The organism is Peribacillus sp. RS7 (genome assembly GCF_041956845.1).
In the GTDB taxonomy this organism is placed as follows: Bacteria; Bacillota; Bacilli; order Bacillales; family DSM-1321; genus Peribacillus.
Map to the genome: position 1 here is coordinate 1,325,077 of NZ_CP168135.1, position 14,806 is coordinate 1,339,882.

Sequence of the window (14,806 nt, forward strand, 5' to 3'; positions counted from 1 at the left end):
ACTGATATCAGGAGTAATAAGTTTATACTCATAAAATTTGAATCAGTAATGAGATTAAATGAATATATTAATCCGAATAGGATAATTAAACTTATAATAACCATTGTCAAAAAAATGAAATTCCTCAATTAACTCACCTCTTTCATCATTCCAAATTCCGGACATATCAATCTTACCCCTTGGTCATTTTTTCAACTCCATAAGGCCTTCGCCATCCAATGAAATTTCTAATTGCTGATTAACGACTATCGAAAGCGGAAAGATTTCCGACTCTCTATCCGAAAAGATCCACCGCCGTTTACTTGGACCTAAAAGTAAAAACGAACCTGCTTCATGTTCCCCCATGAAATTCAATCCATCTTCACTTAACGTTTCAGCCTTCCTTACGGGTACACCAAAACTGACCAACTGATTTCCCAAGCTCCTTACTTCATTCGTCGTAATGTTTATTTCACTAATACACAGGACGTTTTGAGCTGAGAAAGACTCCGCCTCAGATTTGGGTGATACGGAATATCTGGAAATGAACTCGACAATGTTGCCTGAAGGATCTGAAAAATAAAAGGCATGTGCATTTGAATAGCTGAAATAAACTTCGTCCACATCATCTTCTCTAGTCAATTCCACTTTTGATTTCGCCCATGCTTTGGCCGAAGTGAATAAATTGGTCGGTATATTCATGGCAAAATGATAAAAAGGCTTTTCCTGGAGATGATATTTTTTAATTTCAAGCACACTGTCCCCTGCCTTAATTTCAAAACCATCATCAGTATGCGATAGTAACTCAAATCCTAACTCATTAACATAAAAATTCCGCATATCATTCAATGCATGACTATACAAAGTGACCTTATTGATAATCAAAGTTTAATCCCCCTTCTCCCAAACCCGTACTCTTCATTTACATATTAAAATATATATATTCATATTCACTTTACCTATTTTTACCACAAATAGCCAATGGAATATCCCTTAATTTTTCGGCCAGCCAACTCAAAAAGGACCACCAAATCGGTGGTCCCCCGTATACATATAGTAAAGGCGGCCTTATTGAAAAAATCTCTCCGCCAGCGCAGTTTACGATGGTTCCATTTAACATGATCACCCCTGTTGTTGAAGCAAAAATGACCATGTCGGCAATTTCTTCTACCGTAACTGAAATGTTCGGCCCTGTTGGAGAACCATTAATTAAACCACTTTGTTTTGAATCATTTCTCCTACTCCATTTGGTCATGTATTTTCATCTTTTCATCTTAAAAAGGATCATTCTTTAATTTTCAGTCCAAGCATGGCTGCAAAGCCTATCGCTTGGTCCGGGGAAACTTCGCATCCATTTAAATCCTCTAGGGATACGGTAAGCCTTTGAAATGTAGAACTGCTAATATCGATTCCTTTGAGCGGTGTCCGGGAAAAGTTCGCTTCATTTAATCTACATGTTTCGAACTTCACTTTGATGAATTTACACTCATAATAATCAGCACTTTCCATTGAGCAATGATCGAACTTCACTTGCTTCAAACCGGAATAACCGAATGCACTTAAATTCAAGTTGCAATTCTCAAAGGAGACATTGCCTAAACTTGCATCAGACAGGTTAATGCCTAAAAGTTTGGACTCCTTGAATTCCACCCGATGAATCGAGCCACCCATGAAATCGGCATTTGTCAAATCGCAATGGTCAAAAATGACATCCGTCAGCTCGATATTCCTGAAAGATACATCGCTGAATATCACATTTTTAAAAACAACCTGTGATAATACGATTTTGTCCATTTTTTCTCTATCGATCGTGCAGTTAGTTATGATACAGGACTCAAGATAAGGCTCATCCTGATAATATATTTCCTGAAAGTTCGCTTGAGTTAAGTCTTGGGGGATCTTTGGCTGTTCAATTTTGATTTTGCCTGACATATTATCACCTTTTCACTTTATTTCTTTTTCCCAACTACTGCATCACACTTCTTTACAGGAAACAGTACGTTTTGCTTTTAACAGCGTATCCCTTTATTTGAAAGGTGCGGTGCATTGAACCGATAAGGGTTCACCTCTGGTAATATAGCAACTGGTCTACTCAATTTCGGCTTAAATATAAACTATATTTCGGTGAAGTTCAATCTAAGAATTTTGCGAAAATGACTATTATTTTTGGTACTTTTGTGTCAACTACAATATCACTTTTCAAAAAAAGCTGCCTCATCGGCAGCCTTGTGACTTTAAATTTCAGTATTGAATCCTGTTGGCATCCGAAAATAATATATAGCTGCGCCCATTATGGCTATCATTCCACCTATCAGGAAAAAAGCTTGAAAGATATTTCCACCAACAGTCGGGGAAGCGGATATGAAACCACTTGAAATCAGAAAAAGGACCCCAAATCCAGCCAAAAATAGTGCTATCTTTTTAATGCTTCTTTTGAATAAGGTATAACCCGTAAATATAATTATATATGAAGCGGTAAGGGCCATTAGAAATGGAAATAACGGCTTGAATTTTGCGGCATACACGAAATGATCCAAATTCGAGATATCATGTGCCTCCATCACCTCATCATCACTTACTTGTGAAAAATGCGCGGAATACTTCCATTCCCAAGGTTCATCCAGAATTTCGCTGCCTTCAAACTATGCACAAAATGAAAATACCATAAAGAAAAGTGCAGCGATTATTATTTGCAAAAAATATTTAAAAGTCAATGCCATCTCCTCCAGTTGTCATCATACCAATAAATGGGTAAAATTCACACCCAATCTTGAAACAAAACTGTCTTTATACCCCAAAGCAATATGTAAACATACACTGTTTCCTGAATAATATAATGTAACCACTTTTAAGGAGCGTTTAAGATATGATCACTCATGGAGATGACCTCCTTATTTCAGGAGCATGGTTACTGGGCCTCGGTACACTCGTAGGTGCAATCGGTCAAACCCGGCAAACTTTAACGGGCACTAATCTCGGCAAAGATCTGGTCCTCAAAGGGAATGTCATTGAAGCGGTTGGAAATTCGCTGCAAGCAATCGGCCGGACGAAAATGCTGAATTCGGAAAATGAACGTTCGGAAACCTATTTCATATTCGGTGGTTGGCTTGAGGCTGCTGGTAATACCGCAAATGCAGTTGGAATAGATATGCAGTTGAGTGGCTCAGAGGAAGAGGGCACCAGAACCGATGCACTCGGCAGTGGAATCCAAGGCCTGGGTGCCACTTTTGAAGCATTCGGGGCATCACTGACGGAGGCGACATTTTCACGCTCTCTAGAGATCAAAGGAAATGGCCTCATTGCTGCAGGTTCTTTTTTGGAATCGATCGGAAATATTTTCATTTTGAATGAAAAACGACGGATGGGAGAGCAAATTCTTTTGCTTGGCAGCTGGACCCAAGTTATCGGTGCATTCATATTAATCGATGCCTTATCCATTGGACCAGAACCCGAACAACCTGAGAAAGGTAAGGATGAACATAACGGCCATTATAGCTATGCAAACTATTACGCATGAAATTGACTGGTAATTAAGTGCCTGCAAGTTCGACTTTCATCAAGAACCCTTGTTTCCGCTTGTACAAAAACAATGCAAATACTTCTCATCCAATTTCCAACTCTTCCCGCTTCCCCACTCCTAGAATGGCTCAAAGCCCATCCCCTCCAAAAATCAATGGTCCTGTTTAAATTTGATACATACAGCTCAAAATTATCATCGCTTTTCGTAAATTTGGGCACTTTACTCGTGAATTCGGGGCTTTTACTCATGAGTTTCGGCTCTTTACTCGTGAATTCGGGGCTTTTACTCGGGAGTTTCGGCTCTTTACTCGTGAATTCGGGCCTTTTACTCGTGAGTTTCGTCTCTTTACTCGTGAATTCGGGGCTTTTACTCGTGAGTTTCGGCTCTTTACTCGTGAATTCGGGGCTTTTACTCATGAGTTTCGGCTCTTTACTCGTGAATTCGGGCCTTTTACTCGTGAGTTTCGGCTCTTTACTCGTGAATTCGGGGCTTTTACTCGTGAATTCGGGCTTTTACTCATGAGTTTCGGCTCTTTACTCGTGTGTTTCGGCTCTTTACTCGTGTGTTTCGGCTCTTTACTCGTGTGTTTCGGCCTGTTACTCGTGAATTCGGGGCTTTTACTCGTGAGTTTCGGCCTGTTACTCGTGAATTCGGGGCTTTTACTCGTGAGTTTCGGCTCTTTACTCGTGAATTCGGGGCTTTTACTCGTGAGTTTCGGCTCTTTACTCGTGAATTCGGGGCTTTTACTCATGAGTTTCGGCTCTTTACTCGTGAATTCGGGGCTTTTACTCGTGAGTTTCGGCCTTTTACTCGTGAATTCGGGGCTTTTACTCGTGAGTTTCGGCTCTTTACTCGTGAATTCGGGGCTTTTACTCATGAGTTTCGGCTCTTTACTCGTGAATTCGGGGCTTTTACTCGTGAGTTTCGGCCTTTTACTCGTGAATTCGGGGCTTTTACTCGTGAGTTTCGGCCTGTTACTCGTGAATTTGGGGCTTTTACTCGTGAGTTTCAGAATCGCTCCTCCCCTTCATTTTATTAAATTAACAATACAAATCCGAGTGGACAGAATGGATTTACTTTGTTATTATAGTTACTCAGGGTAACAATTACTCACGGTAACTATATATTAAGTATAAGGGGTGTTTCTGATAGAGACTTACCAAAAGTTCTTTCAGCAATTTTTGCTGCTGTACCGTCCGTTTGAAAATAATCTTAATATCCAGCTGAACAAGCATGATTTACACAGGGCGCAATGGTCCATTTTACATTTCTTAATCAATTATGGTTCGGCGACGCTTGTAGAGCTCGCTAATTACCAAAGTGTGGAAAAACCCACGATTACGAGGACCATTGCCCGCTTGGAAGAGCTGGGGTATGTCGAACATGTGCCAAGTAAAGATAAGCGCGAAAAAAGAATGCGGCTTACGGAGCTTGGCAAAAAGATCTACAGTGAAGTCCGCGTGACAATTGATCAATACGAACAGGCTATCTTGAAAGGAGTCACTGAAGAGGAACAACTCGAAGCCATACGCATCATGGGCGAAATAAGAAATAACATTATAAAATAAGGAGATAATAACATGGATCAATCCAGAGCCAGACTGTGGACGAAGGACTTTGTCATCGTTTCGTCCATCAATTTTTTCATAACATTAATCTTTTATTTACTGATGGTGACACTTGCCATCTATGCTGTTAATGAATTGGATGCTTCTACAAGTGAAGCCGGACTCATATCGGGTATTTTTATTATCGGGACGTTAATCGGACGTCTGTTCATTGGCCGTTTCATTGATTCAATCGGCCGCAAGAAAACATTATTCATAGGTTTGATCTTTTTCACTTTGACAACACTTCTATATTTTGTGGACCTTGGAATTGGCTTCCTGCTTGTTAACCGCCTGATCCATGGTATGGCGATGGGGATGGCGAGTACTGCGACAGGAACGATCGTCGCCCAAATCATCCCGGCAACACGAAAAGGCGAAGGCATCGGCTATTACAGCATGAGTGCAACACTTGCGACGGCAATTGGTCCTTTCATCGGTCTGTATATGGCTCAACATACAAGCTTCCAAGTCATTTTCAGTTTCTGCCTGGCTTTAGGAGTGATCAGCCTGATTACAGCATTCTTCTTACATGTCCCGGCATTGAAAGTGACAGCCAAAGTAACGGAAAGCAAAGGATTCAAGCTTTCCAATTTCATTGAACCTAAGGCACTGCCCATCTCAATCATCACTCTGGTATTGGCATTCTGTTATTCCAGTGTCCTTTCTTTCATCAGTTTTTATGCCATTGAAATCAATCTGGTCAATACGGCAAGCTTCTTCTTTGTAGTTTACGCAGTAGCCGTATTGTTATCACGTCCATTCTCAGGACCATTGATGGACCGGAAAGGATCGAACTTCATTATGTATCCGGCTTTCATTATTTTCGGAATCGGCTTGCTCCTTCTAAGTATATCAACCAATAGTTTCACTTTACTGGCAGCTGGTTTCCTCATTGGCCTCGGATTCGGTAATATGCAATCAAGCTCGCAGGCGATTGCCGTTAAACTGACACCGCCTCACCGAATGGGGATGGCAACGTCCACCTTCTTTATCATGCTTGATGCAGGACTTGGCTTCGGCCCTTATATTCTGGGATTCATCATTCCGGTAACAGGTTACAGCACACTTTATGTCATCTTGGGCGTTGTGGTCATCTTAACCTCCGTCCTTTACTACTTCTTGCACGGCAAGAAGGAACGTACAGCCAGAACGAACTTGGCTTCCATTTAAATGAAAAAGGGATATCCTATTGGAGGATATCCCTTTTTCATTTAACAGCTTCTAGCTATAGTTGGTCCTTATTTTATTTCCAGGTCATCGATATAAAGTTCAAAACTTTTGCTGTTCTTTTTATTTATGACTGTTTCACCTTTATATAAAGTCTTTCCAGTCTTTATATCTGCAATCAGAAGTTTGGCAGGCTTGTTTGTTTTCCCCACTTGATTCATTCCGTTCAATAGGAAGTACACACGCCCGTTCTTAAAGGCAGCGGTATATTGCTCTTCTTTATTAGCAGCTATATCCAGTTCCGTGTCATTCGTTAACGTTTGACTGCTGAGGTCTAACGTTTTAATGCGATATTTACCTGATTTCATTTCAACTGTATAAAGGTTTTTTCCGTCTGCATATCCTGATCTAGCCATGTCCAGGCTCAGTGATTCTTTTTTTACCGTTTCTAATTTTTCCGTTTCATAATTATAAGATAAAAGCTTGCTTTCCTTTAGTTTTTCCTCAAATCCATCCTCATGATTTACCCCTTTAATTAACGAAATGAATACCATGTTGTTTGGCTGAGAGGGAGCAACATCGATTGGCATCTCAAAATCAACTTGATCTGGGTAAGTAAAGGTTTCAGATACAAGGGTTTTATCGCTCAAGACTTTTTTATTGGCTACATCGATCGTATACAGATGAACCTCTTTTGTCTGCTTCTCATTGTTGGAATTCACATCATTCATCGTTAAAACCTGTAGTTTTGAATGGACCAACTGCACATCCCTGACATCAGCATTCATGATTCTCCCTTGATTCGGAAGTTCAATTTGGAATGAAGTTTCCTCTTCGTCCTTCTTCTCCAGTAAACCGATATCAAACTCCGCTTCCATATTCCCGCTCTTTGTGTATTCGCTATTCACCCGAGCGTAAGCGAGGAAATCATCGTCTTCATATAAAGAACTAATGGAATCTCTGCCACGCATAAATGAACGATGTTCTTTTACCAATCTTTCAATTTCATGACCTTGTCTTCCAGTTAAGTTCTCCAAGTAAGACCTTTCGCTGGCATATGTCGTTGTATTGGATTCAATTGTTAATGATTCATAAAAATTACTGCCATTTTGAAGCGTAGCATTTATGATCACCGGATCAAGCTCTTTATCGCTGCCTTCCAGTGTCTTGAACGTATACTTTGGAAGGCTGGAAGCGGAGGAAGCTACTTTGACATAATAGGACCCGATGCTTAAGATGACAACCATTCCAATAATGATGCTGCATAGATAACGTTTCACCTTGTTCACTCTCCTTTAATGTTTGTTGTTATACGGTAACGCGGTTTTTCAATAACCAGGAACCAAGCCAAATCGAAAGCCCTGTCACAATGATTCCTAATGCGAGCAGCAGACCAAATAATTCATTAGGATAAAAATGGAATTTACCAAGCGCCATTACGAAAACAGGAGCTAAAAACAATGCAGCAGCAATTCCGCAATACACCAAGCCCAGTACGATTCCTTTTATGCGGAAACTTCTTTCAAACATGATCGCTGTGAATAATATCGACATGACCATAAGACCGATGCCATAGGAAAGCAGGAATTGCGTGAAGGTACTTGGGATGATCAACATCAATACCTGATTGGCTTTCGCTATGGAGTAAGTTGACATTTCCGCATTCAAGAATGCTTCCGGCACATTTGAATTAAATAGGGCATTTTCCATTGGTAAAATGATGATCTGGAAAGCAATCAACCCTAATACCATAAGGAAGATGGCCGTAGCTTTTGAAAGGTAGATCGATAATCTGGATGTCGGTAACATCAATAGCCGATAAATGAATGTATTCTTACCAAACCAATCACGATACCAAATAAGGAAAATGTAAAAAATAAGGGCAACCGCACTCAGCGCAATCGGTCCTACAAACAAGAGGGTATTGGCGATATGGCTAAAATCAATGCCATTATAAGTCGCAATATAGGCAGCTTCGGATAGTCTTTCATCCGACATGATCTTCCTGGCATCTTTAAGAAGGCTCTTCGTTACGATGATCACTCCAGCAAATTGCGAAACCAAGGTTATCAACAATAAGGATATATATATTTTACTAAATCGATTGATTTCAAAGTTCACTAGCTTTAAATATCGCATCATGATTGATACACCTCTCTCATTACATCGACTACCGATTTTCCTTCCTCTTCACGCATTTCTTCGGTATTGAACTCTTTAAGCACTGTACCGTTATCCAATAAAATGACCTTATCGATTAAATGTTCAATATCACTGATTTCATGGGTCGTGATGATGACTCCTCTATCTTCAATAAGGTGGCTCGCAAAGACATCGGCGATTTGCTCGCGGCTAAACATATCGATGCCTGAAAATGGTTCGTCCATCAGTACATAATCCACGTCAAGGGACAAACCAAGCATCAGGTTGAGCTTAGCTGTATTCCCCTTTGACAGTTCCGAAATGGGGGTCTCCTCTTTCAGCTTGAAGAATCCCATCAATTGGTTAGCTCTTTCCGAATTCCATGACGTATAGAAATCCTCCATGAAAACCATTGCCTGTTTAACGGTCATTTGCGGAAGCATGATCGGTGCGTCCGGAATGAAGGTGATTTTTTCATAACTGTCCTTTGTCATCTTTTGATCATCGATCAGGATTTCACCTTTATATGGCGTCAATCCCATAATGGCTTTGAGTGTAGTCGTTTTACCTACACCATTTATCCCGATCAGACACGTGACTTCCCCTTTATTAGCTGTAAAAGAAACACTATCCAAGATTTTTTTCCGGCCGTAATTCTTGGAAATCCGTTTTACTTCTATCATTTTTCTTCCTCCTCCCTTATTTCTTCCGAGTATTTTTCTTTAACCACACGAAGCAGTTCATCAACCGGTACATTAATCGGACGAATCGCATCGACAAACGTATCGACGGCTGCCAAAATCAATTCCTGCCTTACAGCCTGTAGAATCGTTTCATTCGTCGTGATTTGACTTGGGAAATTTCGTTCTGTATGAATCAAGCCCTGTTCCTCCATTTCTTTATACGCTTTTTGAGCGGTATTAGGATTTATATTCAGTGAAGCCGCCAGTTCTCTGCGGGAGGGAATTTCCTGCCCCGCCACGAAATTACCAATGGCTATTTGTTCTTTAAAATGCCTAACGACTTGCAGATATACCGGTTCCCGGGTATTTACGTTCATTAAAACCACCCCCTATTTATTAAAAAAAGCCTGTTATGCGTGTATGTACTAAGTGGTTCATACACCTTATAGATGTACTATACCCGTAATACACCTAAGCTGTCAACAAGGAGTTCCAAAAAAATGAAAACCCCGTATGCGCAGTGCAGACGGGGTTTTTCCTTAGTTGCTTTTCATGGAGATGCTAAAATCTCATTGAAATAGATGATGAAGCAGCCGATCTTTATCTTCAAAAAACTGTTTCATTAACAAATAGTGATTGGACTCCTCTAACGTCACTTCATTCATTCCCTCTTCTGAAATCTGAAGGATTTTAGCATCCGGGTAGGCCATGATGATCGGGGAATGGGTGGAAATGATGAATTGGGAACCTTGTTGAACAAGCTCATTTATCCTGGCCAGCATCGATATTTGTCTTAGCGGCGACAAAGCAGCTTCAGGCTCATCAAGGATATACAATCCATCGCCTTGAAATCGTTCTACAAAGGCTGAGAAAAAAGATTCCCCATGTGATTGTTGATGAAGTGATTTTCCACCGAAGGAATCGATGATTTTCGAACCAAACGATGCCTCCCTGTCCAATTCCTCTATATTCGTAGCTAAATTATAAAAAGTTTCCGCCCTAAAGAAAAAATTATCCTTCGGTTTGTAAACTCCTTTTTTCAAACGGAGGTATTCGTCCAAATTCGAATGTGAATCATAATTGGAAAAATTGAAATTCAACGTTCCGCCTTCTGGATTGAAGCCATACGCAATCGCAATACCTTCAAGCAAGGTGGACTTCCCCATTCCATTTTCCCCGATAACATAGGTAACACTGGGATGAAAGGTCACTTCATTAAGGTGGTTGATAACCGGAAGATCAAGAGGAAAATGGTCATACGAAGATATTCGGTCTCTATTCAGGTAGACGCCCCTGATGTACTGTGTATCATAATTTAGTTTCATATATAATCACCTTCTGTATAATAGATTCTTATAAACATTAAAAGAGCTGGTATATTCTATCATGCTTACATTCTTAAAACGGCTAAGAACTGCAATCCAGGAGCCTTCCCTATCGAAGAACTCCAATGATTAGCCAAATTCATAGATTGATAATGAGGGAGGTCCTGTCATTTCCTTATTTTAACATCAATCTATATGCATCACAAAAAAAGCAACTGGGACTACAATCCCAGTTGCTTTTAGTTAACGCTTACATTTCATATGTTTTACTTCGCTCTTTTTATGGAAGTTACATTTGGATCTTTTAAAATGGCTGGTTTCATGCCTCTACGGTGCGGAATGCCTCTTTCTTCTTGTTTCTTTGCGACCCACATCGTAAGCATGGGTGTTAGAATCGCCGTTACCAATACACTTGTTGCGATAATCGCGGTTGCCGATTCCGCTACAGGAGCAAATTGCGGGTTTAACTCGGCAATGATGAATGGTACAGCAACTGCTGCACCCGCTGTGGAAGAAGCGGCGACCCCAGCAACACCATCAGAGCCTGTAACGTAGCGGTCCAGTAAATATAAGACACCTCCGGAAAGGAAGACGACAGCAACACCCATTAAAATACCCATGAATCCGGATTTTACGATCATGCCAAAGTCCAACCCGAATCCTAGAGCTAATGCGAAGAACGGGATAAGGACCGGTACGGCCTGTCCAAAGAATTCCCGGCATTCTTTATCAATATTCCCTACAATCATGCCGACTGCAAATGGAATCAAAGTGGAGACGATTGTTTGCCATGGAAATGTAGCAAGCCCGCCTACTCCCAGGATGATCATTGTGAAGAACGGTCCGCTTTCAATACTGATGAACGGGAATGCGGCAGCATCTTCCGTTCTGCCCAATTTTGTCATAAGTGCGGTATAAAGACCGCCGTTCGTTTCATTAAAAGCTGCTATCAGCACTAAAACCGAAAGACCGGAAAAGAGACCAGTTTGAATCCCATTATCTGGAAGCAACAAAGCTGCCCCATATCCTAATAATGCTGCAAATACGACTTTACCGATAAGCAATGTAAATCCTTTTCTGGCAATATACCCGGATTGCTTAACATCTATCGTAGCTCCGACACAAAAGAAAAAGACGGCTAATATCGATGCGGTACCTGTTAGCATGGCACCTGTAAATCCACCAAAGAAGGTTGCCGTATCAGGAAAAATAGTATGTATCAAGGCTCCTATGAACAAAGGGACAACCATCATGCCACCAGGGATTTTTTCTATTGCAGCTTTTATTCTCATCGCAATCTCTCCACTTCATTATCAAATTTATGATTATTTGTAATTGGAAGTCTAGGTGTGGAGTTAACTGGTTGCTGTCATCGATCATTCAACGTTTAAAAGTTCATTCTGGCTTTCAATAAAGTCCTGTAATTTTTTCCGGCTAGGCATACCATCCATATCACCAGGTGACATGACTTGAAGAGCGCCAATCGCATTACCCCGAGTAACGGTTTCAATCGTAGATTTACCTTCAAGCAAGCCGCTGATCACCCCGACGGCAAAACCATCGCCGGCACCTACTGTATCAACAACCTTTTCGGGGACAAAACCTTTAATATACCCTTCTTCATCCGCATTTTTATAATAGGCTCCCTCTGCTCCAAGCTTGATGACGATCATTTTAACTCCTTTGTTCCAATAAAATTCAGCCACCTCTTCAGGTCTTTTAAGTCCTGTTAAAACTTCCGCTTCGGACATGCCAGGAAGAAATAAATCACAAATGTAAGCAAGCTGATTAATGCAATCCACCATTTTTTGTTTATCCGGCCATAGGTTAGGTCGTAAATTCGGGTCAAATGAAACCGTTTTTCCTTGATTCTTCATAAATTTCATGGCAGCAACTGTAAATTCATGGCAACTTTCAGATAATGCGGAAGGGATACCTGTTGCATGCAGATGTTTGGCTTGCCGAAAATATTCTTCTGAAAGGTCGTCAATATCCAGAGTGGAAGCAGCTGAATTTTTCCTGAAATATTCCACCTCCGGATCTCCCTGGAGCACTTTAGACTTAATTAGCATTCCTGTCGGGTGATCACTTGTAAATCGGATCCCTGTCGTGTCGACTTTTTCTTTATTCAATTCTTCGATGATGAACTTACCGAAACTGTCTTTGCCAAGTTTCGTCATGTAAGCAACATCTAAATCAAGACGCGCCAATCCGCAAGCAACGTTTGATTCTGCTCCCGCAATCGCTCGGGAAAAGGATTTAACATCATGTAATGGCTCTACTTCATTTGCATAAAACATGTTCATCGGTTCCCCAAAGGTGATCACATCTAAATCTTTCATTCCCAATTCCTCCTGAAAAAAGGTATATTACGGTTTAGTAAACCATAACTACTAGAAAGCGCTTTCTTTTGAATGAAATCAGATTATCATATAAACCAGTTATTAACAATACTAAGTTTTTATATTTTATTTTGCATAAAAACACATTTTTTAACATATTTTCCCTTAGTTATACTAATTAACTACTAAAATTTTCTATAAACATTGACTATTCGGAAAACATTATATATATTTTAAATATTGGTAACGTTAACATTTTTTAAAAATACGATAAACCGTTTTACTAAATTAGGAGGTTATTTATAATGCATATGGAAAAACGTTATTCCATTCATCCGTCACAAGCCAAACATTTTGATACAAGTGAAATCCGCAAAAATTTTTTAGTGGAAAATTTATTTCTCGATGATGACGTTTCTTTATGCTATTCCCTTGATGACAGGATCATCATAGGGGGAATCAAACCTGTTTCTAAAGGGGTTAAGCTTGAGGGCCATGATTTCATAAAGGCCGATTATTTTCTACAACGAAGAGAATTAGGTGTATTTAATATAGGCGGCCAAGGGAAGGTTTCAGTTGATGGGGCAGTATATACCCTTGAAAACCGCGATTGTCTGTATATAGGATTAGGCTGTAAAGAGCTAATTTTCACTAGTGATTCAGGCACCGAACCCGCTAAATTTTATTTAGCCTCTGCTCCAGCTCATAAAAATTACCCAGTTCAACACGTTGCATTCAAGGAAGTGCAAGGTGATGAACTGGGTTCACAGGAAACGGCAAACAAGCGGACGATTCGTAGAATGATTCATGAAAAAGGAATCCAAAGCTGTCAACTGTGTATGGGAATGACTGAATTGGCTTCAGGAAATGTCTGGAATTCGATGCCTCCTCACGTTCATGACCGCAGAGTAGAAGTTTATATGTATTTTGACTTAGCTAAAGATGCAATTTTGTTCCACATGATGGGTGAACCCGAAGAAACAAGGCATATTGTAATGAAAAATGAGCAAGCTGTCATTTCCCCTCCGTGGTCCATACATAGTGGTTCCGCTACGAGCAACTACACCTTCATTTGGGCAATGGCTGGAGAGAATTATACATATGAGGATATGGATACCTTTCCTATTTCAGAAATGAAGTAACACCAAAGAATGATAAAACTAAAATTGCCGAAGACAATCATATTCTTATTGGGGATGGAGGAAAAAAGATGAGTTTACTTGATTTTTCAATGGACTTTTTCAGTTTAAAAGGTAAAGTTGCCATCGTAACAGGAGGAAACACTGGATTAGGACAAGGATATGCGGTAGCGTTAGCAAAAGCAGGTGCAGATGTTTTTATCGTTGCCCATGGTGATAATTGGCAGGAAACGAAGGATTTAATCGAAACGACCGGACAAAAGGCAGTCTTTTACCAAGCAGAACTTACGAACAAGGAAAGCCTTAAAGGTGTTGTAAAAGGTTGTCTTGATGCATACGGGAAAATCGATATCCTTGTTAATAATGCAGGAACGATTCGCAGGGCTCCTTTATTGGAATATACAGATGAAGATTGGAATGCAGTAATGGACATTAACCTTAATTCCCTGTATTTTCTTAGTCAGCTCGTTGCTAAAGAAATGGTTGAACAAGGCAGCGGAAAAATTATAAATATCGCATCCATGCTCACATTCCAAGGAGGTAAGTTCGTTCCGGCCTATACAGCGAGTAAACATGGCGTTGCTGGGCTGACTAAAGCATTCGCTAATGAATTAGCCGCTAAAAACATTCAAATAAACGCGATTGCCCCAGGATATATTGAAACGGCCAATACAGCCGCGCTTCGTGCAGATGAGTCAAGAAACAAAGACATTCTTTCAAGGATCCCGGCTGAAAAATGGGGAACACCTTTTGATGTCATGGGAACCGTCGTATTTCTTGCAAGCAAGGCCTCTGACTATATGAATGGCCATATCCTCGCTGTTGATGGAGGCTGGCTCGTTCGTTAATCCGCCGATTAAGACAAATGAATATGTTTAAGGTTAACACCCTTAGCCAAA

The 14,806-nt window shown here is 40.4% G+C and carries 18 protein-coding genes; 7 read left to right on the plus strand and 11 right to left on the minus strand.

The annotated features are described in order from the left end of the window. Positions 1-183: 183 nt before the first annotated feature. From ACDZ29_RS06795 to ACDZ29_RS06810, 4 genes are all read right to left on the minus strand, one after another. The gene (locus ACDZ29_RS06795) at positions 184-864 is read right to left on the minus strand and encodes a VOC family protein (protein WP_375090506.1); all 681 of its coding nucleotides are present in this window, start codon (positions 862-864) and stop codon (positions 184-186) included. Positions 865-934: 70 nt separating this feature from the next. Then, positions 935-1,234, minus strand: coding sequence for a hypothetical protein (locus tag ACDZ29_RS06800; RefSeq protein ID WP_375090507.1), 300 nt, complete (start codon positions 1,232-1,234; stop codon positions 935-937). Between the two features lie 29 nt (positions 1,235-1,263). After that, positions 1,264-1,911, minus strand: coding sequence for a pentapeptide repeat-containing protein (locus ACDZ29_RS06805; protein ID WP_375090508.1), 648 nt, complete (start codon positions 1,909-1,911; stop codon positions 1,264-1,266). Positions 1,912-2,213: 302 nt separating this feature from the next. Then, positions 2,214-2,606, minus strand: coding sequence for a DUF4306 domain-containing protein (locus tag ACDZ29_RS06810; protein ID WP_375091110.1), 393 nt, complete (start codon positions 2,604-2,606; stop codon positions 2,214-2,216). Positions 2,607-2,845: 239 nt separating this feature from the next. Between ACDZ29_RS06810 and ACDZ29_RS06815 the strand changes: the two genes are divergently transcribed. The 5 genes from ACDZ29_RS06815 to ACDZ29_RS06835 all read left to right on the plus strand — a co-directional run bounded on the left by ACDZ29_RS06815 (position 2,846) and on the right by ACDZ29_RS06835 (position 6,279). Next, positions 2,846-3,496 carry a hypothetical protein gene (locus ACDZ29_RS06815; RefSeq protein WP_375090509.1) on the plus strand — a complete coding sequence of 217 codons (651 nt, stop codon included), beginning with the start codon at positions 2,846-2,848 and terminating at the stop codon, positions 3,494-3,496. A gap of 156 nt (positions 3,497-3,652) precedes the next feature. After that, a complete protein-coding gene (locus ACDZ29_RS06820; RefSeq protein WP_375090510.1) occupies positions 3,653-4,021 on the plus strand; it encodes a hypothetical protein in 369 nt (122 codons plus the stop codon). After that, positions 4,018-4,602 (plus strand): hypothetical protein, encoded by a 585-nt coding sequence (locus ACDZ29_RS06825; RefSeq protein ID WP_375090511.1) that lies wholly within the window; start codon positions 4,018-4,020, stop codon positions 4,600-4,602. Before ACDZ29_RS06820 ends, ACDZ29_RS06825 begins: the two co-directional genes overlap by 4 nt. Positions 4,603-4,680: 78 nt before the next feature. After that, a complete protein-coding gene (locus ACDZ29_RS06830; protein ID WP_375090512.1) occupies positions 4,681-5,067 on the plus strand; it encodes a MarR family winged helix-turn-helix transcriptional regulator in 387 nt (128 codons plus the stop codon). 12 nt (positions 5,068-5,079) lie between these two features. Then, positions 5,080-6,279, plus strand: a complete 1,200-nt coding sequence (locus ACDZ29_RS06835; RefSeq protein ID WP_375090513.1) for an MFS transporter — start codon at positions 5,080-5,082, stop codon at positions 6,277-6,279. Between the two features lie 68 nt (positions 6,280-6,347). Here ACDZ29_RS06835 and ACDZ29_RS06840 read toward each other — a convergent pair whose 3' ends face one another. The 7 genes from ACDZ29_RS06840 to ACDZ29_RS06870 form a co-directional block, all read right to left on the minus strand. After that, entirely contained in the window at positions 6,348-7,556 is a 1,209-nt protein-coding gene (locus ACDZ29_RS06840; protein ID WP_375090514.1) for a hypothetical protein, read from the minus strand. Between the two features lie 28 nt (positions 7,557-7,584). Next, positions 7,585-8,418, minus strand: coding sequence for a hypothetical protein (locus ACDZ29_RS06845; RefSeq protein WP_289326649.1), 834 nt, complete (start codon positions 8,416-8,418; stop codon positions 7,585-7,587). Then, entirely contained in the window at positions 8,415-9,101 is a 687-nt protein-coding gene (locus tag ACDZ29_RS06850) for an ABC transporter ATP-binding protein (protein WP_375090515.1), read from the minus strand. Before ACDZ29_RS06850 ends, ACDZ29_RS06845 begins: the two co-directional genes overlap by 4 nt. Then, positions 9,098-9,478, minus strand: a complete 381-nt coding sequence (locus tag ACDZ29_RS06855) for a GntR family transcriptional regulator (RefSeq protein WP_034310706.1) — start codon at positions 9,476-9,478, stop codon at positions 9,098-9,100. Before ACDZ29_RS06855 ends, ACDZ29_RS06850 begins: the two co-directional genes overlap by 4 nt. A gap of 192 nt (positions 9,479-9,670) precedes the next feature. Continuing rightward, the gene (locus ACDZ29_RS06860) at positions 9,671-10,426 is read right to left on the minus strand and encodes an AAA family ATPase (RefSeq protein WP_289326651.1); all 756 of its coding nucleotides are present in this window, start codon (positions 10,424-10,426) and stop codon (positions 9,671-9,673) included. Between the two features lie 266 nt (positions 10,427-10,692). After that, complete coding sequence (locus ACDZ29_RS06865; protein ID WP_375090516.1) at positions 10,693-11,718, minus strand: 2-keto-3-deoxygluconate permease; 1,026 nt, start codon at positions 11,716-11,718, stop codon at positions 10,693-10,695. Positions 11,719-11,802: 84 nt separating this feature from the next. Next, positions 11,803-12,768: a sugar kinase gene (locus tag ACDZ29_RS06870; RefSeq protein WP_375090517.1), complete on the minus strand. Its 966-nt coding sequence runs from the start codon at positions 12,766-12,768 to the stop codon at positions 11,803-11,805. A 311-nt stretch (positions 12,769-13,079) separates the two neighbouring features. On the opposite strand from ACDZ29_RS06870, the gene kduI reads away from it, so the two are divergent. Continuing rightward, positions 13,080-13,910, plus strand: a complete 831-nt coding sequence (gene kduI, locus ACDZ29_RS06875) for a 5-dehydro-4-deoxy-D-glucuronate isomerase (RefSeq protein WP_289327396.1) — start codon at positions 13,080-13,082, stop codon at positions 13,908-13,910. A gap of 68 nt (positions 13,911-13,978) precedes the next feature. Then, positions 13,979-14,755, plus strand: a complete 777-nt coding sequence (gene kduD, locus ACDZ29_RS06880) for a 2-dehydro-3-deoxy-D-gluconate 5-dehydrogenase KduD (protein WP_289334116.1) — start codon at positions 13,979-13,981, stop codon at positions 14,753-14,755. Positions 14,756-14,806 lie beyond the last annotated feature (51 nt).